The sequence below is a fragment of the Leifsonia sp. NPDC058292 genome (genome assembly GCF_042880955.1).
In the GTDB taxonomy this organism is placed as follows: Bacteria; Actinomycetota; Actinomycetes; order Actinomycetales; family Microbacteriaceae; genus Leifsonia.
Map to the genome: position 1 here is coordinate 15,186 of NZ_JBHVYL010000029.1, position 21,800 is coordinate 36,985.

General features: G+C 68.0%; 18 protein-coding genes and 1 tRNA gene. 15 read left to right on the forward strand and 4 right to left on the reverse strand.

Annotated features, from left to right (window positions below; translation table 11 throughout):
- Nucleotides 1-38 precede the first annotated feature (38 nt).
- From ACFVWR_RS14630 to ACFVWR_RS14690, 13 genes are all read left to right on the forward strand, one after another.
- The gene (locus ACFVWR_RS14630; RefSeq protein WP_387213422.1) at nucleotides 39-1,514 is read left to right on the forward strand and encodes a malate:quinone oxidoreductase; all 1,476 of its coding nucleotides are present in this window, start codon (nucleotides 39-41) and stop codon (nucleotides 1,512-1,514) included.
- Nucleotides 1,515-1,709: 195 nt separating this feature from the next.
- Entirely contained in the window at nucleotides 1,710-3,365 is a 1,656-nt protein-coding gene (locus ACFVWR_RS14635; protein ID WP_387213424.1) for an ABC-F family ATP-binding cassette domain-containing protein, read from the forward strand.
- 31 nt (nucleotides 3,366-3,396) lie between these two features.
- Nucleotides 3,397-4,533 (forward strand): Rv2578c family radical SAM protein, encoded by a 1,137-nt coding sequence (locus ACFVWR_RS14640; protein ID WP_387213427.1) that lies wholly within the window; start codon nucleotides 3,397-3,399, stop codon nucleotides 4,531-4,533.
- Between the two features lie 64 nt (nucleotides 4,534-4,597).
- Entirely contained in the window at nucleotides 4,598-5,914 is a 1,317-nt protein-coding gene (locus ACFVWR_RS14645) for a sensor histidine kinase (protein WP_387213430.1), read from the forward strand.
- Nucleotides 5,911-7,125: a hypothetical protein gene (locus tag ACFVWR_RS14650; RefSeq protein WP_387213433.1), complete on the forward strand. Its 1,215-nt coding sequence runs from the start codon at nucleotides 5,911-5,913 to the stop codon at nucleotides 7,123-7,125. The genes ACFVWR_RS14645 and ACFVWR_RS14650 overlap by 4 nt, the downstream gene beginning before the upstream one ends.
- Entirely contained in the window at nucleotides 7,122-7,811 is a 690-nt protein-coding gene (locus ACFVWR_RS14655; protein ID WP_387213436.1) for a DNA-binding response regulator, read from the forward strand. Before ACFVWR_RS14650 ends, ACFVWR_RS14655 begins: the two co-directional genes overlap by 4 nt.
- 46 nt (nucleotides 7,812-7,857) lie before the next feature.
- Nucleotides 7,858-8,529: a thymidine kinase gene (locus ACFVWR_RS14660; RefSeq protein WP_387213439.1), complete on the forward strand. Its 672-nt coding sequence runs from the start codon at nucleotides 7,858-7,860 to the stop codon at nucleotides 8,527-8,529.
- A 37-nt stretch (nucleotides 8,530-8,566) separates the two neighbouring features.
- Complete coding sequence (locus tag ACFVWR_RS14665) at nucleotides 8,567-9,877, forward strand: UDP-glucose dehydrogenase family protein (RefSeq protein WP_387213442.1); 1,311 nt, start codon at nucleotides 8,567-8,569, stop codon at nucleotides 9,875-9,877.
- A 201-nt stretch (nucleotides 9,878-10,078) separates the two neighbouring features.
- The gene (locus ACFVWR_RS14670) at nucleotides 10,079-11,821 is read left to right on the forward strand and encodes a DUF4012 domain-containing protein (RefSeq protein WP_387213445.1); all 1,743 of its coding nucleotides are present in this window, start codon (nucleotides 10,079-10,081) and stop codon (nucleotides 11,819-11,821) included.
- 58 nt (nucleotides 11,822-11,879) lie between these two features.
- On the forward strand, nucleotides 11,880-12,446 hold the full coding sequence (locus tag ACFVWR_RS14675; RefSeq protein WP_387213448.1) for a hypothetical protein: 567 nt from the start codon (nucleotides 11,880-11,882) through the stop codon (nucleotides 12,444-12,446).
- 131 nt (nucleotides 12,447-12,577) lie between these two features.
- Complete coding sequence (locus ACFVWR_RS14680) at nucleotides 12,578-13,603, forward strand: LLM class flavin-dependent oxidoreductase (RefSeq protein WP_387213450.1); 1,026 nt, start codon at nucleotides 12,578-12,580, stop codon at nucleotides 13,601-13,603.
- Between the two features lie 26 nt (nucleotides 13,604-13,629).
- A complete protein-coding gene (locus ACFVWR_RS14685; RefSeq protein ID WP_387213453.1) occupies nucleotides 13,630-14,049 on the forward strand; it encodes a Fur family transcriptional regulator in 420 nt (139 codons plus the stop codon).
- 194 nt (nucleotides 14,050-14,243) lie between these two features.
- Nucleotides 14,244-15,182, forward strand: coding sequence for a patatin-like phospholipase family protein (locus tag ACFVWR_RS14690; protein WP_387213456.1), 939 nt, complete (start codon nucleotides 14,244-14,246; stop codon nucleotides 15,180-15,182).
- 96 nt (nucleotides 15,183-15,278) lie between these two features.
- Here the strand turns inward: ACFVWR_RS14690 and ACFVWR_RS14695 are convergent.
- From ACFVWR_RS14695 to ACFVWR_RS14705, 3 genes are all read right to left on the reverse strand, one after another.
- Nucleotides 15,279-15,355 (reverse strand) — tRNA-Pro (locus ACFVWR_RS14695).
- 70 nt (nucleotides 15,356-15,425) lie between these two features.
- Nucleotides 15,426-16,409 (reverse strand): metallophosphoesterase, encoded by a 984-nt coding sequence (locus ACFVWR_RS14700; RefSeq protein ID WP_387213459.1) that lies wholly within the window; start codon nucleotides 16,407-16,409, stop codon nucleotides 15,426-15,428.
- A gap of 2 nt (nucleotides 16,410-16,411) precedes the next feature.
- Nucleotides 16,412-18,961 (reverse strand): transglycosylase domain-containing protein, encoded by a 2,550-nt coding sequence (locus ACFVWR_RS14705; RefSeq protein WP_387213461.1) that lies wholly within the window; start codon nucleotides 18,959-18,961, stop codon nucleotides 16,412-16,414.
- Nucleotides 18,962-19,013: 52 nt separating this feature from the next.
- Here ACFVWR_RS14705 and ACFVWR_RS14710 point away from each other — a divergent pair, with 52 nt between their 5' ends.
- Both ACFVWR_RS14710 and ACFVWR_RS14715 read left to right on the forward strand, forming a co-directional pair.
- Nucleotides 19,014-19,181, forward strand: a complete 168-nt coding sequence (locus ACFVWR_RS14710; RefSeq protein WP_387213464.1) for a hypothetical protein — start codon at nucleotides 19,014-19,016, stop codon at nucleotides 19,179-19,181.
- A complete protein-coding gene (locus ACFVWR_RS14715; protein ID WP_387213467.1) occupies nucleotides 19,181-19,651 on the forward strand; it encodes a RidA family protein in 471 nt (156 codons plus the stop codon). The genes ACFVWR_RS14710 and ACFVWR_RS14715 overlap by 1 nt, the downstream gene beginning before the upstream one ends.
- Nucleotides 19,652-19,729: 78 nt before the next feature.
- Here the strand turns inward: ACFVWR_RS14715 and acs are convergent, their stop codons facing one another.
- On the reverse strand, nucleotides 19,730-21,676 hold the full coding sequence (gene acs / locus ACFVWR_RS14720; protein WP_387213470.1) for an acetate--CoA ligase: 1,947 nt from the start codon (nucleotides 21,674-21,676) through the stop codon (nucleotides 19,730-19,732).
- Between the last annotated feature and the right edge of the window lie 124 nt (nucleotides 21,677-21,800).

Consider the following 21,800-nt stretch of genomic DNA (forward strand, 5'->3'; position numbering starts at 1 on the left):
CCGTCAGAAGCACAGCGCGCGCATCGTAGGATTGTCGGGTGAGTGATTCTCCCATCGACGTCGTCCTGATCGGCGGCGGCATCATGAGTGCCACGCTCGGGGCTTTGATCCAGCGCGTGCAGCCCGACTGGTCCATCCGCCTCTACGAGAACCTGGGCGAAGTGGCCCAGGAGAGCTCGAATCCGTGGAACAACGCCGGCACCGGTCACGCCGCCCTCTGCGAGCTGAACTACATGCCGGAGGCGCCCGACGGAACCGTCGACCCTGCCAAGGCGATCAGCATCAACGAGCAGTTCCAGCTGAGCCGACAGTTCTGGTCGAGCCTCGTCGCGGCGGGCGATCTGCCCGAGCCGTCGACGTTCATCAACACGGCTCCGCACATGACGTTCGTTCACGGCCGCGACAACGTGCGCTACCTGCGCAAGCGCTACGAAGCGCTCAAAGACCAGCCGTTGTTCGAGGGCATGGAGTACACCGAAGACCCGGCCGTGCTCGCCGAGTGGACTCCGCTGCTCACCAAGAAGCGCAACCCCAAGCAGCGCGTCGCCGCGACGCGCGTGCCGGCCGGAACCGACGTGGACTTCGGGTCGCTGACCCGTTCGCTCGTCGACAACCTCGAGTCGCGCGGCGCTGTCATCGCGCTGAACCACAAGGTGCGCGGCATCAAGCGCACCAAAGACGGCCTGTGGCGCATCAAGGTGCGTTATCAGGTGGGCCACACCCCCCACGAGGTGACGGCACGGTTCGTGTTCGTCGGCGCCGGCGGTGGCGCGCTCCACCTGCTGCAGAAGTCGGGCATCCCGGAGATCGACGGATTCGGCGGCTTCCCGATCTCGGGACAGTTCCTTCGCACCAGCAACCCGAAGATCGTGGCGCAGCATCAGGCGAAGGTCTACGGCAAGGCCGCCGTGGGTGCACCGCCGATGTCGGTTCCGCACCTCGACACGCGCGTGGTCGACGGACAGTCCTCGCTGCTGTTCGGCCCGTACGCCGGATTCAGCCCGAAGTTCTTGAAGACCGGAACCTGGTGGGATCTTCCCGGCTCCGTGCGGCCGAAGAACCTCATCCCGATGCTCGCCGTGGCCAAAGACAACTTCGACCTGATCAAGTACCTGGTCGGCGAGGTGCTCGCCAACCGCGCCAAGAAGGTGAAGGCGCTGCAGGAGTTCATGCCCACCGCGAAGAGCGAGGACTGGGAGCTCATCACCGCCGGTCAGCGGGTGCAGGTGATGAAGAAGGATGCGAAGAAGGGCGGAGTGCTGCAGTTCGGCACCGAGGTCATCGCGTCGGAAGACGGCACCATCGCCGGTCTGCTCGGCGCATCCCCGGGCGCCTCGACGGCGGTTCCGATCATGCTCGACGTGCTGAAGCGGTGCTTCCCCGACCGCTACGACGGGTGGCTGCCGACGCTCGAGAAGCTCGTCCCCACGATCGGCACGACGCTGAACGATCGGCCGAAAGAGGCCAGACGCGTCATCGAGTCGACCGCTGAGACCCTGAAGATCTCCGTCTGAGGTCTGGACTTCGGCGGGTGACGGCTGCTATCGTCGTCTCCGCTATGAAGTAGGAATCTCCTTTCGTCCCGCGTCCGAGGCTCAGTGCACTCGTTGACGCCGTCGACATAGCAGTTCGGGTGCTCCGGTGCTTATCTGTCGACGGACATGCCCGCGCGGGAACCGGCTCTTCGGAGCACTCGAAAGGCGGTTCTCTTGACCAACGCACCCTCTCAGCCATTCACCGCATCCGTCTCCGCCCACCTCAAGGCAGACGGCATCTCGCACAGCTACGGCGATCGCCGCGTGCTCACCGACGTCTCGCTCACCATCGCTCCCGGCACCCGCCTCGGGCTGATCGGTGAGAACGGCGTGGGCAAGTCGACGCTCCTGCGCATCCTCGCGGGGGAGGAGACGCCCGACTCCGGCGTGCTCAGCCGACCCGTGCGCACGGGCATCCTCTGGCAGGAGGTGCGCGCCGACCCGTCGGCGACACTCGCTTCGCTGATCGAGGATGCCATCGCCGAGGTGCGCGCGATCGAGCGCGCCCTCGAACACACCGCGTCGAGCTTGGGCACAGGAGATCCCGCGGCCGAAACAGCATACGCCGCCGCGCTCGACGCAGCCGAGCGGGCAGACATCTGGAGCGTCGAAGCGCGCCGGGACGAACTGCTCGACGGTCTCGGAGTCGGTCACATCCCGCTTGATCGCCGGCTGTCGGAGGTCTCCGGTGGCCAGCGCAGCAGGTTCGCCCTCGCGGCGCTTCTGCTGCAGCGGCCGGATGCGCTGCTGCTCGACGAGCCGACGAATCACCTCGACGACTCGGCCGCCGCCTTTCTCGAGAGGCAGCTGGTCGGCTGGCGCGGCCCGGTGGCGTTCGCCAGCCACGATCGTGCGTTCCTCGACGCGGTCGCGACGAGTCTGCTCGACCTCGACCCTGCGCGATCGGGAACGACCGTTTTCGGGGGCGGCTACAGTGCCTATCTCGCGGCGAAGGCCGACGAGAGGGCGCGCTGGGAGAAGCAGTTCGCCGACGAGCAGGACGAGCTCAAGGCCCTCAAGTTCTCTGTGGACGTGACCGCGCGGGGAATCGCGTGGTCGGGCAAGGTGCGCGACAACGACAAGTTCGCCAAGTCGTTCAAGGGAGGAGCCCTCGACCGTCAGATCAGCCGGCGCGTCAAGAACGCGTCGGGCCGGCTCGAGGATCTCGAGGAGAGTCAGGTGCGCAAGCCCCCGGCCATCCTCAGCTTCGCGGGCATCCCCACCGGCTCCCACGCGCTCGGCGAGGAGACGGGGCTGCTGCTGCAGGTGACGGATGCCCGGGTCGGCGACCGCCTGGATGTCGCGGCCTTCCGGGTGGAGCCGCAGTCGCGCATCCTCATCACGGGTCACAACGGCGCGGGCAAGTCGACGTTGCTCACCGCTCTCGCGGGCGGTCTCGGACTCGACGGCGGCACGATCACCCGGCGCAAGGGGCTGCGCGTGGGGCTGCTGGAGCAGGATGTGCGGTTCGGCGACCCTTCCGCCAGCCCCCGGAGCATCTACGAGAAGCAGCTCGGCGAGCGGCGCGCTGAATCCGTGCCTCTCACCGGGCTCGGGCTGATCGCACCGCGAGACGTCGACCGGCCGGTCGGCCGACTGTCGATCGGGCAGCAGCGTCGCCTCGCTCTGGCGCTCATCCTGGCCAAGCCTCCGCACGTGTTCCTGCTCGACGAGCCGACGAACCATCTCTCGCTGTCGCTCGCGACCGAGCTGGAGGAGGCGCTCGGTGGGTATCCCGGCGCGGTCGTGGTCGCCAGCCATGACCGGTGGCTCCGCTCGAACTGGACGGGAGAGCGCGTGGAGATGCGCGACGGCCGGCTCGTCGCTTGACCTTCATTCGAACATATGTTCGAATGAAGACATGAGATGGAGCGGGCAGGAACTCACGACGGAGGAGCCCTCCACCCTGCCCGGCCTCGCTCGTCTCAACAATCTGGTGCGATCGGTGCGCACCCCCGAATTCGCGGGCATCACGTTTCACGAGGTGCTGGCGAAGTCCGCCCTGAACAAGATTCCGGGCGGCGGGGGTGCGATGCCGTTCGGCTGGACGATCAATCCGTATCGCGGCTGCTCCCACGCGTGCGTCTACTGTTTCGCGCGGCCCACCCACTCCTACCTCGACCTCGACGGAGGCAAAGACTTCGACAACGAGATCATCGTCAAGGTGAACGTCGCCGAGGTGCTGCGCAAAGAGGTGTCGAAGCCGAGCTGGGCGCACCATCCCGTCGCGCTCGGCACGAATACCGATCCCTACCAGCGGGCCGAGGGGCGATACGCGCTGATGCCCGGCATCATCGACGTGCTCGCCGATTCGGGCACGCCCTTCAGCATCCTCACCAAAGGGTCGTTGCTGCGGCGCGATCTCGACCGGCTGGCGGATGCGTCCCGACGCGTTCCGGTCGACATCGCGATGTCGATCGCGGTGTACGACGACGAGCTTCAGCAGTCCGTCGAGCCGGGAACACCGACGACCAAGGCGCGCCTGGCGACTGTGTCGGCCGTCAGGGAGCACGGGCTCGACTGCGGCGTCTTCCTCATGCCGATCCTCCCGTATCTCACAGACAGCCGGGCCCACCTCGACGAGGCCCTCCGCCAGGCAGCCGAGGCGGGCGCGACCTCGGTGCTGTACACCGCGCTGCATCTGAAGCCCGGAGTGAAGGAGTGGTACTACCTGTGGCTCGAGCGGGAGCATCCGCAGCTCGTGCCGATCTACCGCAAGATGTACGGTGGCGGCGCCCACGCGCCCAAGGGCTACCGTCAGTGGCTCGCCGCCAAGATCAAGCCGCTCATCCGAGCACACAACCTCGAACGCGGAACGGAAGACCCGGTCACGGGTGGCGTGCGGTCGTCGGCGATCGGCACGATGCGCAACGCCGAGGGCGAGCGGCGCTTCGCCGGGGCAGCCGATCGCAAAGCGACCGGCGGGGTCATCGCCGAGGAGGTTCACTCAGAGGCGATCGGGGTTACGACCCTGGGGGTGCAGCCGACGCTGTTCTGAGGGCGGGGTACATCCCCTGAAGTCGGGGTACACGCGCAAAGCCATCGGTGACATAATCCTGAGAATGTCACTCGGCCTGCCCAGCCACCTCTCTCGTGCCGCCAATTCGCGCGCCATCGCGACGGCGGCACGCTGGGCAGCGCTCGCGTGCCTGGGCGCCGCGCTCGTCAACGTCGCGGTGTCGGAGGTCGGAAAGCCCAACCCTGTTTCGTGGTTGACCGTGCTCATCCTCGTTCCGATGATCGGTCTCATGGTGCTGTTGTCGAGACGCCGCACGGTGGTTCTCACGGTGGCCTACCTCCTGGTCGGCGCGGTCTGCACCTACTTCTACGCCGTGACCTTGCTGCAGGAGAACCCCGGCTACCGCGACACCAACCTGTTCGTGCTTGCGCTGCCGGTCGTCGCCATGACGCTCGTGGGCGGCACCGGCACGGGAGCTCTCATCGGCATCCTGTGGGCCACCGCCGGTTTCGCGCTGGCCGAAGCGGCGGTCATCCTCGCCGCGGTCGCCACCGGGCGGGAGTTCCGCACCGACGCCATCTCGCTCGGCGCCTACCTGCTCCTCGTCGGTGTGCTCAGTTTCGACGGCCTCACCCGCGGCGCTCGGAGTCGCCCGCAATCCGCGCTGCATCGGTCGGTGCGTGAGTCGCGGCTGATCGAACTGCGCCGACTCCTGATCGCCGATTCGACCGCCGAACTGCACGACACGGTGCTCAGCGACCTGCTGGCCGTCGCCAACGCGGAGCCGGGCCCGATCCGGCCCAGACTGAGCGCCATGCTCGAAGCCGATCTGCGCACGATCGGCCGCGATCCGGATGTGGAGGCCGACGTCTCCGGTTCGTCGAGCATGCGCGGCACATCCGAGAACCCGTCCGTTGCGAGCGTCACCGGTGGCGAACCCGGTGACCGCGCGGGCGACGGCGCACCCGTTGCGGGCGCCGGGAACGCCTGGTTCGACAGCGAACTCCACCAGGCGATCGAGCTCGCCCGCGACGAAGGGCTCGCCGTCGACCTCTCAGGCGACCGCAACGCACTGTGCCTGCTGAACCCGGAGCGGCGCCGGGCCGTGGGGCTCGCGGCGCGCCAATGCCTGGTGAACGTGCTCAGGCATTCCGGCAGTGCGACCGCTGAGGTGACGATCTCGGCTTCGGAGGGCGCCGTCTCCGTCATGGTCGTCGACGGAGGGCGAGGATTCGCGCCGACCTCGACGGCGGCCGACCGGCTGGGACTGCGCCAGTCGGTGCACGACCGCATCGAGAGGGTCGGCGGAACCGTGACCGTCTATTCGAGCCAAGACATCGGAACGACGGTGATGATGGTCGTGCCTCTCGGCACGGACGGCCGCGACGGACACGGCGATGAGGAGGCGATCGCCTCATGACGGCACTCGACGATGCGACGATCGTGCGGCTGCGGTCCGTTCCCGTCGAGCGCACCCCGCAGCGGCTCGACCCGCTGGGCGTGCAATCGGCTTGGGCGCTCGTGCCGGTGCTCAGCGTGGTCGCCGTCGGCTACGCGCTGTACTCGACGCTGACGCACCTCGACCAGTCGCGCGATCCGGTGCTGTCCTGGGTCGCGTTCGGGCTGGTCGTGGTCGCGGCCGTCGTGTTCCCGCTGCGCGCGCATCCGGGTCGCCCGCCCGTCGGGCTGTGGAGCCATCTCTCGATCGTCGGCACCTGCGTGGTGGCAGCGAGCCTCTTCTCCGCTTCGGTGTGGGGCGCGAACCAACGGGTGCAAGACGACTGGGGGCAGATCGTCGTCGCCGTGTTCCTCACCGCGATGGCACTGTACCGCCCTATCGGGGAGGTGCTCGCCGTCGCCTCGGTCGCCGCCGTCATCCTCGGTACCACGGCGGCGTTCGAAGCCTCGTTCCTGACCATCGCCACCAACCCGGTCGTCTACTTCACCGTCGCAGCCACGCCGATCATGGCTCTCGCCTGCGGTGGCTGCGGATATGCCTGGACGATGACGGGGGAGACGCTCGCCTGGCGGGAGGTCGCCCGAGCCGGCCAGGAGAGGCTCGAACCGGAGCTGAGGGACACAGCGAAACGCATCGTGAACCAGGAACGGATCACCACGCTCAACGAGCAGATCGTGCCGTTTCTCGCCGACCTCGTTCAGCGCGGGGAGGTGACGCCCGAAGACACGGCGACGGCGCGTGAGCTGGCGGCAACGCTCAGGAGCGTCTCGGTCGCGGCGGTGAACCGCACCTGGCTCGGTGAGACGCTCGCGCAGGCGTTGTCCGCTCGGGGGGAGGAGACGGGTGCGTTGCGCGGGGTCGATCGGGTCGACGACCCTGACCGTTTGGAGCGTGGCTTCACCGCCGAGCAGCGGGCTGTGGTCGGCGCGATCATCGCGACGGTGGCGAAGCTTCCCGGGCTCGACCCAGCATCCGTCAGCATCGCGGCGACCACCCCTTCGGCGCCGGCGTTCGAGCTCCGGTGCCGCTCGACCGATGGCCGCCGAGCCGTGCGCGGCGAGCTCATCCCGTTCGTCAGCGCTCTGCGTTCCGTCGGCATGAATGCCGGAATGCGCCAGGTCGGTGACCAGCTGACCGTTCGTTTCTCGTACCCTGAGGGGGAGAACCGATGAGCACCGACACCGCATCCGCCGCCCCCAAGCCCGCCCCCATCCGCCTGGCGCTGCTCGACGACCACGAGCTGCTGCTCGACAGCCTCGCCAGCTGGATCGAGAAGCACGCCCCGGAGTTCGACCTGGTCGTCCGCGCCAGCACCTGGCTGGAGCTCGTGCACAGCGAGGCCTTCCCCACCGATCTGGTGATCATGGACCTCCAATTGCGCGAGTCGATCTCGATCGGCGCGCGCGTGCGCACCTGCCGGGCCGCCGGCGCGAAGGTGCTCGTGCTGAGCGCCGTCGACACCCAGGAAGACAGGGAGGCGGCGCTCGCCGCCGGCGCGGTCGCCTACCTGACGAAGACGCAGCCCATGATCGAGGTGCTGGATGCGGCGCTCGCTGCGATGGGGCGAGGCGCCGGCGAGACGGCGGCCGCCACCCAGCCGGTCGTCGAGACGTGGCGACCCCGGCCGGGCATCCCCGAGATGTCGAAGCCTCATCTGAGCGACGGCGAGCGGCACGCGCTGACGCTCTACGCCGACGGCCGCACGACGTCGGAGGTCGCGCGCGAGATGAACGTGCAATACGAGACGGCGAAGACCTACCTGCGCCGCGTGCGGGAGAAATACGGCAAGGTCGGGCGGCCGACGAGCTCGCGGTCCGACCTCATTCGCCGGGCCGCAGAAGACGGCTACCTCACCTGACCCGGCGCTGATCCGACATCCAGTCCCCACCCCGTAGGATCGGTGCGTGGCAAAACTGTATTTCCGCTATGGCGCGATGAACAGCGGCAAGAGCACCGCGATGCTTCAGGCGGCCTACAACTACGAGGAGCGCGGGCACCGCGTTCTGCTCGCGAAACCGTCGATCGACACCAAGGGCGACATGGGCATCCTGTCGCGGCTCGGCGTGACCCGCGAGGTCGACTTTCTGATCGCGCCGGAGACCGACGCGTACGGCAAGTTCCAGCAGCACCGTGAGCGCACGATCAAGCGGTTCGACGTCGACGTGAGCTGCCTGCTCGTCGATGAGGCGCAGTTCCTCACCGAGGCACAGGTCGACGACCTGCTGCGCATCGCCATTCTGGAGAACGTGCCGGTGCTCGCCTACGGCATCCGCACCGACTTTCAGACGGTGGCCTTTCCCGGCAGCCGTCGCCTGCTCGAGGTCGCTCACAGCCTCGAAGAGCTGAAGACCATCTGCCGGTGCGGCCGCAAAGCGATCTTCAACGCGCGCAAGATCGACGGAGTCTTCGTGTTCGACGGAGACCAGGTCGCGATCGACGGTGCTTCGGTGAGCTACGAGTCGCTCTGCGGCGCGTGCTATTTGCAGGAGAGCCAGGGCGTCCTGAACAACGGCCGCCGGCACTGGCCTCTCGATCCCGCCGCATACGTCACCGAGCCTGACGCAGACTTCACCTGATCTTTCGTGCCGCTCGGCGGCAGCTGGGAGTAAGTCCATGAGAATTTCCGTGATCGGATGCGGCTATCTCGGCGTCGTGCACGCTGCGGCGATGGCGGAGCTCGGCCATCAGGTGGTCGGCATCGACGTCGACGCGGTCAAGATCGCGCGGCTGGATGCGGGGCTTCCCACCTTCTTCGAGCCCGGCCTCCCCGAGATCCTCGCCTCGTCGATCGCCTCAGGGCGTCTCCGTTTCACGACGGATGTGTCCGCGGTGTCGGAGGCTGAGGTGCATTTCGTGGCCGTCGGCACGCCGCAGACCGCCGGGAGCGACGCCGCTGACATGACCTTCGTCGACGCCGCGTTCTCCTCCCTCATCGCGCACGTGAAGCCCGGCGATCTGATCGTCGGCAAGAGCACGGTTCCGGTGGGCACGGCCGCTCGTCTCGCCGAGCAGATCGCGGCCTCTGCGCCCGACGTGACGTTGGCCTGGAACCCGGAGTTCCTGCGGGAGGGTTTCGCGGTGCAAGACACCATCCGGCCCGATCGCCTGGTGTACGGGGTGCCCGACGGGGCGGCGGGGGAGAGGGCGGCGCGCATCCTCGACGAGGTGTACGCCGCCACGGTCGCCGCCGGCACTCCGGTGATCGTCGCGGACTACGCGACGGCCGAGCTCGTCAAAGTGTCGGCGAACGCGTTTCTGGCCACCAAGATCTCGTTCATCAACGCGATGGCCGAGATCGCCGAGGCCACGGGAGCCGACGTCACGAAACTGGCGGATGCCATCGGCCACGACAACCGCATCGGCCGGCGGTTCCTGAACGCGGGCGTCGGATTCGGCGGGGGATGCCTGCCGAAAGACATCAGGGCGTTCAGCGCCCGGGCTCGGGAACTCGGCAAGGGCGAGGCGATCGCCTTTCTCGACGAGATGGACAAGATCAACCTGCGCCGTCGCGCGCGCGTCGTCGAGCTCGTCTCCGACGCGCTCGGTGGAGACGTGACAGGCAAACGTGTCGCGATGCTCGGCCTCGCCTTCAAGCCGCATTCCGACGACGTGCGCGACTCGCCGGCGATCGATGTCGCCCTGCGCCTGACCGAGGAGGGCGCGCACGTGGTCGCGACCGATCCGCAGGCGATCGAGAGCGCTCGCCTTCGCGCTCCGCACCTGACGTACGTGTCGTCTGCTGAGGAGGCGCTCCGTGACGCCGACGCGGTCGTGCTCGTCACGGAGTGGCCGGAGTTCGTCGCCCTCGACCCGGTCGACACCGCCGCGATCGTCGCCGGGCGCCGCATTGTCGACGGCCGCAACAGCCTCGATCCCGCGGCTTGGCGGGCTGCCGGCTGGCAGTATGCCGGGCTCGGTCGCTGACGCGCCGGCCGGTTCGCGAGGCACCCCCGGTTTCGGGGGTGAGGATTCCTCCCCTAAAAAGTGAGGAATTGTTACATTAGGGGTATGGCGCCCCCCGAACCCCCTTTTGCCGCTGTCCCGTCAGCGGCAGCTCAGAGTCGCGAGCGGTCGCGCCGCAGGCGCAGAATCGTCGGCTGGAGCGTCGCCGGGATTCTCGTCATCGTGATTTTCGCGCTGGCCTGGGTGGGCATCCGGGGCCTTCTCGCGAAGAGCGCGCTGGAGGGTGCGCTGCCGTACGCGAAGACGGTGCAGTCGTCGATCACCTCCGGAGACCTCGACGCGGCGGGGGCGGCGGCGAGGCAACTCGGCGATCGCGCGCACACGGCGGCCGACCTGACGGGCGACCCCATCTGGCGCGCGATGGAGTTCGTGCCCGGCGCCGGCGCCAATCTCACGGCAGTGCGCACGGCCGCCTCCGCATCGGAGACGCTCGCGTCGCAGGTGATCAAGCCGCTGGTCGCCGTGGCGGAGCTGGTCGATCCGGCCCGGATGAAACCGGCCGACGGAGCGATCGACATCGCGCCCATCACCGAGGCCAAACCGACCGTGGTGCGGGCGCAGCAGGCGTTCCATCACGCCTCCGCATCCGTCGCCGCCATCGACGACTCGGCCGTGATCGGGCCCGTGCGCACCGCGGTCGGGCGGCTCAAGACGATGCTCGTCTCCGCCACCCCGGGCGTGGATGCCCTCGGCAACAGCGCGCGACTCCTTCCCACGATGCTCGGCTCAGACGGCCCGCGCACCTACCTGTTGCTCGTTCAGAACCCGGCCGAACTGCGGTCGACGGGAGGCCTCGTCGGGGCGCTCGCCCTGATCACGGCCGACCATGGCAGACTCGCGCTCACCGCGCAGGCGTCGGGTACGAGCATCCAGCCCTCGCCCACACCCGTGGCCGCGATCCCGGCCAGCACGCAAGGTCTCTACGGCCCGTTGCTCGCCCGCTTCATCCAGGATGTGAATCTCACGCCCGACTTTCCGCTCGCCGCCTCCACCGCCTCCGCGATGTGGAAGGCGAAGTTCGGGGGCACCATCGACGGAGTGCTGACGATCGACCCGGTCGCGCTGTCGTATCTCCTGGGCGCGACGGGCCCGGTGTCGGTGTCGACCGGTGAGACTCTGACGGGTCAGAACACGGTGAAGACTCTGCTCAGCGACGTGTACTTCCGCTGGGCCGAACCCGAGCAGCAGGACGCCTTCTTCGCCTCCGCCGCCGAAGCCGTGTTCACGAAGGTGGCCTCGGGCGCCGCCGACGGCTCCGCGCTCGTCAAGGCGCTCGCCCACGCCGGCGACGAGCGGCGACTGCTCATCTGGAGTGCTCATACCGACGAGCAGAAGGTGCTCGCCTCGACATCGCTCTCGGGCGTACTGCCCGAATCGACCTCCGAGACCGCGGCTCTCGGCGTCTACTTCAACGACGCCACCGGGTCGAAGATGGACTACTACCTCAAGACCCAGGTGGAGGCGGGCACGGCGATCTGCCGGTCGGACGGCAAGCCGAGCAGCCGTGTGACTGTCACGCTCACCAACACGGCGCCCTCGGATGCAGCGACGTCGCTTCCCGCCTACGTCACGGGAGCGGGCAGCTACGGGGTGCCGCCGGGCAGCATCCGCACCCGCGTCGCGGTCTACGGCGCCGAAGGCGGCCTGCTGGCCCGCACGGCGAGCGACGGAGCCGACTACACGACGGTCTCGGGCACGGATCGCGGCCGTCCCGTGAGCCTCTTCACGGTCGAGCTCGCACCCGGGCAGAGCAAGACGGTCTCCGTCGACCTTCTCGACATGAACCAGGATGCGCCCGGGATGTCTGTCGCCGTCACCCCGACCCTGGCCGGAGCGACCCCCGATCTGGGGGCGTCGTTCGGCGCGTCGATCATTGCCCTGGATTGCACCACGACAGTAAAGTGAGCATTAATCACATTAGACCTCCCGGTGCACGCGCCCGGGCTGTTGGAAGGCAACCCGAATGGCCAAGAAAGCCCTCGCAGCACTGATCGTCGGTGTCGCCATCGCCCTGGCGATACCAGCCGCCGCCACCGCCGAGCCCTACACCAAGGGCAGTTCGTGCAGCATCGCTCCGACCACCGTCAGCGCGGGTGCCACGGCGACCCTGACCTGTGACGCCGGAACGTTCCAGCCCTCAGAGCTGGTCGCATACACGGTCTCCGGCGAGAACGGCGCAGACGCGAACCTCGCCTCCTACCGCACCAGTTCGGCGCACACCACCAAGGCCGCGGCCAGCGATGGCAGCGCGGTGCTCCGGGTGACCGTTCCGAAGGATGCGAGCGGGGCATACAAGATCACCGGCATCGGCGAGACCAGCAAGGCCGCCTCCGGTGCCACGGTCACGGTGCTCCCCGCAGACGGCGCGGCGACGAAGAGCAACGACACGCCTGCTTCCGGCGGAAGCACGATCGCCTCGACCGGCTCGACCATCGCGGCCTACATCGCTTGGATCGGCGGAGCGCTCGTCGTGCTCGGGCTGATCGTTCTCGCGCTGCTGGCGGCCCGCCGCCGCCGAGTCGCACCCTGAGCGCGGAACACCGCGTCCACAGCACCACTCGTCACAACGGCCCCCTTTCGAACCCCTGGGGGTCGTTGTGACGTGCGGGGTCTGATGGCGTGCGGCGGAATCTTCCGGCGGCTGCAGCGGTTGGCCTTCATGTGTCTACCGAGTCCCGCATCCCCCTGAACGTCCTCGACCTGGCGAATCGTCCGCACGGCGGCACGAACGCCGACGCCGTCGCCGGATCCATCCGACTGGCGCAAGCCGCGGAGGAGTTGGGCTACGAGCGGTTCTGGGTGGCGGAGCACCACGGGATGCCCGCCATCGCGTCCAGTGCGCCGGCCGTTCTGATCGCGGGCATCGCGGCGGCGACCAAGCGCATCCGCGTGGGCAGTGGCGGTGTGATGCTTCCGAACCACGCACCGCTCGTCGTCGCCGAGCAGTTCGGCACGCTCCGCGCGCTCTACGGGGACCGCATCGACCTCGGCATCGGGCGGGCGCCCGGAACCGACGGGGCCACCGCCATGGCGCTGCGTCGCAGCGCCGAGGGGCTCGGGGTCGAAGACTTTCCGCAACAGCTCCTCGACCTGTTCGGCTTCTTCTACGGCGGTCTGAGCGACGCCAACCCCTACCACAGCATCACCGCCGTCCCAGGCCTCGGCGACGCTCCGCAGATCTGGCTGCTCGGGTCGAGCGGCTACAGCGCACAGGTGGCCGCGGCTCTCGGCATCCCCTTCGCCTTCGCACACCACTTCGCGGGCGACAACACGGAGGCCGCCCTCGACCTGTATCGCAGCCGTTTCGAGCCGAGCGACACGCTGAGCGAGCCGCACTCGATGATCGCTGTCAACGTCGTCGCCGATGAAGACCCCGAGCGAGTGCGCGCCCTGTCGTTGCCGGGCCAGCTCTCGTTCCTGCGGATGCGCCAGGGCGCCAAGCCGCAGCCGGTGAGCGTCGAGGAGGCGCTGGCCTACGAGTTCTCGCCGATGGAGGAAGAGTTCATCGCCGCGCGCAACGCCCGTCAAGCGGTCGGAACGCCCGACGAGGTGAAGGCCAGGCTCGAAGCCCTGCTCGCCTCCACGAAGGTCGACGAGCTGATGATCGCCTCGGGTGCGGCGACCGTCGAGGGGCGAATCCATTCGCTCGAGATCGTGCACGAGGTGCTGGGTGCTTCTTTTGAGTGATTCACAATATGGCTTAGTATCGTGATATGCCAAATCAGCACGAGAGCGAGATCCGCGCCGCCGGTCTTCGCGTGACGGCCGGACGGGTCGCTGTGCTGAATGTGCTGGAATCCGCGCCCCACAGCGACGCGGAGGCCGTCTTCGCGGCGATCGCGCCGGAGCTGCCGGGAACATCCATCCAGTCCGTCTACAACATGCTGAGTGACCTCACGAGAGCCGGGCTGCTGCGCCGCATCGAGCCCGAGGGCTCGAACACGCGCTACGAACGGCGCCTCGGCGACAACCACCACCACGTGGTGTGCTCGAACTGCGGAGCCATCGGCGACGTGGACTGCGTCGTCGGCGAGGCGCCGTGCCTCGAACCGTCCAGCACCGGGGGCTTCACCGTCGACACCGCCGAGGTCACGTTCTGGGGCCTCTGCCCCGAGTGCCAGAAGGCGGCCTGATCGCCGCCCGAGCTCGGCTGGTTGCGAACCGCCCTCTCGGCATGCCATCATTTCGAAGATCGTGATCCGACGGCAGGAGGTGAGACCCGTGAACGCAGTATCCGAGATGGGTGCTCCCTCGCAGTCGACGATCGACGACTGACCCAGTCGTCACCGGGGAGCGCCCGCCAGGCAATTCGCGAAAGGCGACTCCCATGAACACAACGACTTCTGCACGTCCCTCTGCCGACTCGACGGCAGCCTCCGGCCGAGCCTTGGTGCTCGGCGGCGGTGGGTCACTCGGCAACGCTTGGCTGATCGGCGTCGTCGCCGGTCTGTTCGAGTCGGGGCTGGATGTGACCGACGCCGATCTGACGGTCGGCACCTCGGCCGGATCGACGGCCGCGGCCCAGCTCACCGGCGCGAGCCCGGCGCTGCTGCTCGCCGACATCCTCGACGCGGCGCTTGCCGTGCTTCCCCGGCGACCGGGCGGCGGCGGAACCGGCGGCGGGCGCCCCCGCACCGAACCGGTGCCGAACCACCTGGAACGAACGAACCGCATCATCGCCGCCGCCGACGGGGTGGTGGACATGCGCCGCAGGATGGGCGCTGCGGCGCTCGAACTCGACGGGACGACGGATGCCTCAGTGCAGTCCCGCTGGCGCGAGACGGTCGCCTCACGGCTGCCGGCGCAGCAGTGGCCGCGGCAAACGGTCGCCATCACGGCGGTCGACGCGCACAGCGGCGAGCCCGTCGTGTTCGACAACCGCAGCGGGGTCGACCTCGTCGACGCCGTGGCTGCCAGTTGCGCCGGCACCTTCGCCTACGGCATCCGCGACGGCCGGTACATCGACGGCGGCTATCGCACGAACGCCGACAACGCGGATCTGGCCGCCGGATACGCGAAGGTGTTGGTGCTGTCGCCGTTCGGCGGCCGATCGCGAACGCCGGCGGAGTGGGGCACACACCTCGCGACACAGGTCGACGCTCTCCGAGCGGGCGGCAGCGAAGTGGTGACGATCTTCCCCGATGCCGCTGCGCTCACCGTGTTCGGCGACAACATGATGAATCTGTCGGCGCGGCCGGCCGCTGCAAGGGCAGGGCGCGCCCAGGGCAACGCGTTGGCAGGGCAGCTCGGCGACTTCTGGAGCTGACACCCCAGGCGGGCCGGGCATCCGCACCCGCGTCCACAAACGGCGAGACCCCCTCTCGATGAGAGGGGGTCTCGCCTTGCACTGCTGTTTCTCTGGTGGTCGGGGTGACAGGATTTGAACCTGCGACCTCTTCGTCCCGAACGAAGCGCGCTACCAAGCTGCGCCACACCCCGATGGCCCAAGGCCTCAATAAGAATACACGTTCCGCGAGGGGGTGGGTGACCACTACTCTCGCGGCGGAGGTCAGGCCGAGGGGGTCAGCGTGACCAGGGTGGCCTCCGGGCGGCAGGCGAAGCGCACCGGGGCGTAGATCGATGTTCCGAGCCCCGCCGACACGTTGAGAAAAGCCGAGCGGAACGCGTGACGCCAGATGCTGAGGCCCTTGACCTGCTTGCGCGGGATGTCGCAGTTGGTCACCAGCGCCCCGAACCCCGGAACGCAGACCTGGCCGCCGTGGGTGTGCCCCGCGAAGATCATCGCGGCCCCATAGGTCACGAAGGCGTCGAGCACCCGACGGTACGGCGAGTGGGTGACGCCGATCGTGACGGTGCGGCGCTCGTCGCGGGGCGCATCCTCAGGCCAGGTCGCATCTTCGGAGTACGGGTCGTTCTCGCGCAACTCGTCGAGCGCACCGGGAATCGCCTCGACGCGGTCGAACCCGATGTGCGGATCGTTCACCCCGAAGAACTCGAGATGCGTGCCTTTGACGTCGATGGATCCCGCGGCGTTGTTGAGGTTCACCCAACCGAGGCTGTCGAAGTACGCGGTCAGGGCTGCGTTATCGAGACGGGGAGCGGTCGACGCGTTCTTCTTCGACGGCCCCGCGAAGTACTTGAGCGGGTTCTTCGCCTGCGGGCCGTAGTAGTCGTTCGAGCCGTGCACGAACACGCCGGGGATGCCGCGCAACGGCTCGAACGCGCGCTCGATGCCCTCCTGGCCTGCCGCGTGGCCGAGGTTGTCTCCGGTGTCGACGATGAGGTCGGGTTTCAGCGCGGCCAACGAGCGCACCCAGTCCTGCTTGTCCCGCTGCCACGGCGCCATGTGCAGGTCGGAGAGGTGCAGCACCCGCAGGGGCTGCGAGCCCGGAGGGAGCACGGGAGCCGACACACGGCGAAGCGTGTAGAGCTTGCGCTCGACGAGGGAACCCCACGCCAATGCGGTGACGCCGGCGGCGGCGGTCACAGCCAAGGCCGTGACCGCCGCGCCGAAACCGGACCGTCGCGCCACGGCTAGCCGCCCGACGGTGCGTCGGCCTTGAGCGTCAGCTTGACCTCGGAGCCCTGTTTCACCGCTGTGCCGGCGCCGGGATCCATGGCCTCGACGATGCTGTCGGGCTTGCCGCCCTTGACCGTGACCTTGAACCCGGCCAGCGCCTTCTGCGCGTCCGCGAGCTTCTGCCCGACGACGTTCGGCAGCGCGACCAGGGAAGCGTTGCTGGTGTACACCGTGACGACCGTGCCCTTGCCGACGTTCGCACCGGCGCCCGGGTCGCTCGCCGAGACCGTGCCCGCAGGCTGCGTGCTGTCCTGCTGGCCGCCGTCGGCGTACTCGAGACCGAGGCCCTTCAGGATGTTCTGGGCGTCGGCGGGAGACTTGCCCGTCAGGTCGGGGACGGCCACCTGCACACCCTGCAGCAGCTTCTGCGTCGGGCTCGCGAAGTCGTCGCCGCCGTACTTGCCGACCGCGGTGTTCATCACCTCACGCATGACCGCGGTTCTGGCCAGTGCCGGCGTGGTCCCGTGGGTCGGGTAGATGCGGCGCATGTTGGCGTGGCCGTCGATGTTGCCGACCCAGTACGCCCCGGCGACCTTCGTCGTCGCGGCGACGAGCCAGAGCTGCTCGTTGTTGTCGGTCGTACCGGTCTTCGCCAGCATGTCCTTGCCGGTCTGGTTCACGCCGGAGGCCGTTCCGCCGCCCATCGTCACCCGCTTGAGCGCGTACGACATGGTGGCGGCGATCTGCGGGTCGACGGCCTGGGTGCACGTCGACGTCGGCGCGGGAACGGATTCGCCCTTCGCGTTGACGATCTTGTCGATGGCGATCGGGGTGCACACCTGGCCGTTGTTCGCGATGCCGGCGAAGGCCGTCGCCATTGTCAGCGGGGCGATGGTGTTGGTGCCGAGAACGCTGGCCGGGTTGGTGTCGAGCGGGGCGCCGGTCGCCGTGTGAACGCCGAAAGCCTCGGCGTTCTTGCGGATATCGCACAGGTCGAGCTGCGAGGCCATCGACACGAACGCCGTGTTAATCGACTGAGCGGTTGCCTGCAACGCGCTCCGCTGGCCTTCCTCGCCGCCGGAGTCGTTCGTTGGCCAGCGCGGCGGCGTCGGGCCGTAGACCCCGCCGTCGATGCAGCTCGCCTTGAAGGTTCCCGAGGGATAGGTGCGCACGTTGGCGTTCACGGTCTCGTTGAGCGAGTGCCCGTTCTCCAGCCAGTCGGCCAGGGTGAACACCTTGTACGTCGATCCGACCTGGAAACCGGACGAGCCGCCGTAGGCCTGGTCGGTGTTGAAGTTCACCGACGAGTAGTTGGCGCCCGACGCGATCACATCCGGGTCTTGCGAGTAGTCCTTGTTCTGCGCCATGTAGAGCACGCGACCGGTGCCCGGCTGCACGCCGACGAGCGCGCCGCCGAGGTTGGCCTGGTCGTAGGTCTTTGGCACGTAGCTGTTGAGCGTCGCCTCTGCGGTGGTCTGCAGATCGAGGTCGAGAGTCGTGTAGATCTTGTAGCCGCCGCGGAGGAAGTTCGACGCGCGAGTGTCGGCATCCTTACCGAACGACGGGTCGTTCAGGATGATCTTCTGCACGTAGTCGCAGTAGTACGCCGAGCCGCCCGCCGTCTGGCAGCCGCGCACCGATGGCGTGATCGACGGCGTGATCGGGCTCTTCACGGCCTCGTCGTACTGCGCCTTCGTCAGCTTCTTGTACTGGTACATCTTGGTGAGGATGTAGTCGCGGCGGTCTTTGTTCGCCGCGTAGCCGTTCGCCGCGCCGTTGGTGGTGCTGTCCGGGTTGTCGAGTTTCAGCGTCGTCGGCTCGTTCACGATAGCGACGAGGCTGGCCGCCTGCGCCGGCGTCAGCTGCGCCGAGGTGACGTTGAAGTAGTAGCGCGCGGCCGCTTCGATGCCGTAGACCGAACCGCCGAAGCCGGCGATGTTCAGGTAGCCCTCGAGGATGACATCTTTCGAGTACTTCTTCTCCAGGCCGATCGCGTACTTCATCTCTTTGACCTTGCGGTCGGGGGAGACGCCGGTGGAGTCGTCGACGCACTTCTGGTACGCGGCCTTCTCCTCCTTGGTCTTGACGGGCTTGGCCTCGCACTTCTGCAGCAGCACGTTCTTCACGTACTGCTGAGTGATCGAGGAGCCGCCCTGCACGTCATGGCCGACGACCGTCGAGAGCACACCACGGATGGTTCCCTGGATGTCGACTCCGCCATGGCTGTAGAACCGTGGATCTTCACCGGCGATGGCGGCATCCTTCGCCGCCTGCGAGATCTGGTCGAAACCGACCGGAAGGCGGTTCTGCGAGTAGAACGTGGCGAGGGCGCGATCTTGGTCGCCCTGCTTGGCGTAGATGGTCGTGGGCTGAGCGAGCTGATCGATCGAAAGGTATTCGGGAAGACCTTCGAAGACGCCGATGCTGTCGTTGGCGGCCATGCCTGTCACCGCGATGGCGGGGGTGACGGCGGCCGTGACCAGGAGGCCGGCGACGGCGCTCATTCCGATGAACGCGCCGAGCGCGCCGAGCACGACTCTAGCCTGGGGTTTTTGGGCAGACATAAGATCAGGGTAGGTGATAAACCTGACAAACCCCCCGAATGCAAGGAGCATCATGCCGCGCTGGGAGTACCTCACGACCCCGCTGATCGTCCACAACACTGCCGCGATCCTCAACAACTGGGGCTCGGAAGGGTGGGAGCTCGTCCAGGTCGTGACCGGCCCCGAGGGCGGCCTCGTCGCCTACCTGAAGCGTCCGGTCGCCGACGAGGCGGGTGCCTGATGGGCGACTTCGATGCTCGCCTGGCCGAGCTCGGCATCCAGCTCCCCGAGATCGTGCCGCCGCTCGCGGCCTACGTTCCCGCCGTGATCGACGGTGGTCGCGTGTTCACGTCCGGTCAGCTGCCGATGGTGGCAGGAGCACTTCCCGCGACCGGCAAGGTCGGAGACGGGCCGGGGCTCGTTCCGGCGGAGGACGCCAAGGCCTACGCCCGCACCAGCGCGCTCAACGCGCTCGCTGCGGCGAAGGGCGTGCTCGGATCGCTCGACCGGGTGACCCGCATCGTCAAGGTCGTCGGCTTCGTCGCCTCCGACCCGTCGTTCACGGGCCAGCCCGGCGTCATCAACGGCGCCTCCGAGGTGCTGGGCGAGATCTTCGGCGACGCTGGCGTTCACGCCCGGTCGGCCGTCGGCGTCAGCGTGCTGCCGCTCGACTCGCCCGTCGAGGTGGAGCTGATCCTCGCCTTCGACTGACACCGTCTCGCGCAAGCGAAAGGGCGGCGGATTCCGTGAGGAACCCGCCGCCCTTCGCTGTCGGTCGCGCGCTCCCGGCTAGGAGAGCTTGCTCTGGATCGAGCTCATCACAGCGGTGTCGGCCAGTGTCGTCGTGTCGCCGACCTCGCGACCCTCCGCCACATCCTTGAGCAGACGCCGCATGATCTTGCCCGAGCGGGTCTTCGGCAGCTCGGTCACCACGAAGATCTCGCGCGGTCGAGCGATGGCGCCGATCTGCTCGGTGACGTGCCTGCGCAGCTCGGCTGCGACATCCGTCGTCTCGGCCAGTGCCAGCTGATTCTGTTTGATGATGACGAAAGCCACGACGGCTTGGCCGGTGGTCTCGTCGGCAGCGCCCACCACGGCCGCCTCGGCGGTCAAGGGATGCGCGACCAGGGCCGACTCGATCTCGGCGGTCGACAGGCGGTGTCCCGAGACGTTCATGACGTCGTCGACTCGGCCCATCAGCCAGATGTCGCCCTCTTTGTCGTAGCGCGCGCCGTCGCCGGCGAAGTACTTGTCGCCGAACTTCTCCCAGTACGTCTGCTTGAACCGCTCGGGGTCGCCCCAGATGCCGCGCAGCATCGACGGCCACGGCTCCGTGGCGACGAGGAGGCCGCCCTGGTCGCGACCGACGGGCTCACCCGTCTCGTCGAGGATGTCGATCGAGACGCCGGGGAGGGCGACCTGCGCCGATCCCGGCTTGAGGGTGGTCGTGCCCGGCAGGGCGGAGATCATGATGGCGCCCGTCTCGGTCTGCCACCAGGTGTCGACGATGGGCGTCTTGTTGCCGCCGATGACCTCGCGGTACCAGATCCACGCCTCGGGGTTGATGGGCTCGCCCACCGACCCGAGCACGCGGAGGCTCGAGAGGTCGAAGTCGTTCGGGATCTGACGCCCGAGCTTCATGAACGACCGGATGGCCGTTGGCGCCGTGTAGAAGATCGACACCTTGTACTTCTCGATGAGCTCCCACCAGCGGCCGGCGTGCGGCGTCTCCGGAGTGCCCTCGTAGAGAACCTGCGTCGCGCCGTTGGCGAGCGGACCGTAGACCACATAGCTGTGGCCGGTGATCCAGCCGACGTCGGCGGTGCACCAGTACACGTCGGTCTCGGGATGCAGGTCGAACACGTTCTTGTGCGTGAACGCCGTCTGGGTGAGGTAGCCGCCCGAGGTGTGCAGGATGCCCTTCGGCTTGCCGGTCGTGCCGCTCGTGTAGAGGATGAACAGCGGCTGCTCCGCGTCGAAGGCCTTGGCCACGTGCTCGGCGTCGACCTGGGCGATCTCGTCGTGCCACCAGAGGTCGCGGCCCTCCGTCCACTCCACGTCGTTCTCGCCGCGCTTCACGACGAGCACGTGCTCGACGGTCGTCTGCCCGTTCGCGAGTGCGGCGTCCACCGCGTTCTTGAGCGGGAAGACCTTGCCCTTGCGCCAGCCGCCGTCGGCGGTGATGACGAGCTTCGCCTCGGCGTCGTCGATGCGCGACCGCAGGCTCTCGGCGCTGAAACCGCCGAACACGACGGAGTGCACCGCACCGAGCCGCGCGACGGCGAGCATCGCGATGACGGCCTCCGGAATCATCGGCAGGTAGATGGCCACGCGGTCGCCGGCCCGGATGCCGAGGCTGGTCAGCAGGTTGGCCGCCTTCTTGACCTCCGCGGTGAGCTCCGCGTACGTGATGGTGCGGGAGTCGCCGGGCTCACCCTCCCAGTGGATGGCGACGCGGTCGCCGTTGCCGGCGATGACGTGCCTGTCGAGGCAGTTGTACGCAACGTTCAGCTCGCCGTCGTCGAACCATTTCGCGAACGGCGGGTTCGTCCAGTCGAGGGTGCGGGTGAATGGCTTGTGCCAGTGCAGCTCGCGCGCCTGGTCGGCCCAGAAGCCGAGACGGTCGGCCGCGGCCTTCTCATAGAGGTCGGCGGTGGCCACGGCGTTCGCCGCGAACTCCGGGCTCGGCGCGAAGCGGCGGGTTTCGTGCAGCAGATTGTCGATGGTGTTGCTCATGGGGAGTCTGTTCGCTCCTTTGCGATGCTGGTTTCTAGTCGTGGCGCGACAATGCCTGACTCTACAACCTGACGGGAGCAGGTTCGAAGAGACTTGCGTTTGCATCGATTCCGCGTAAACTAAA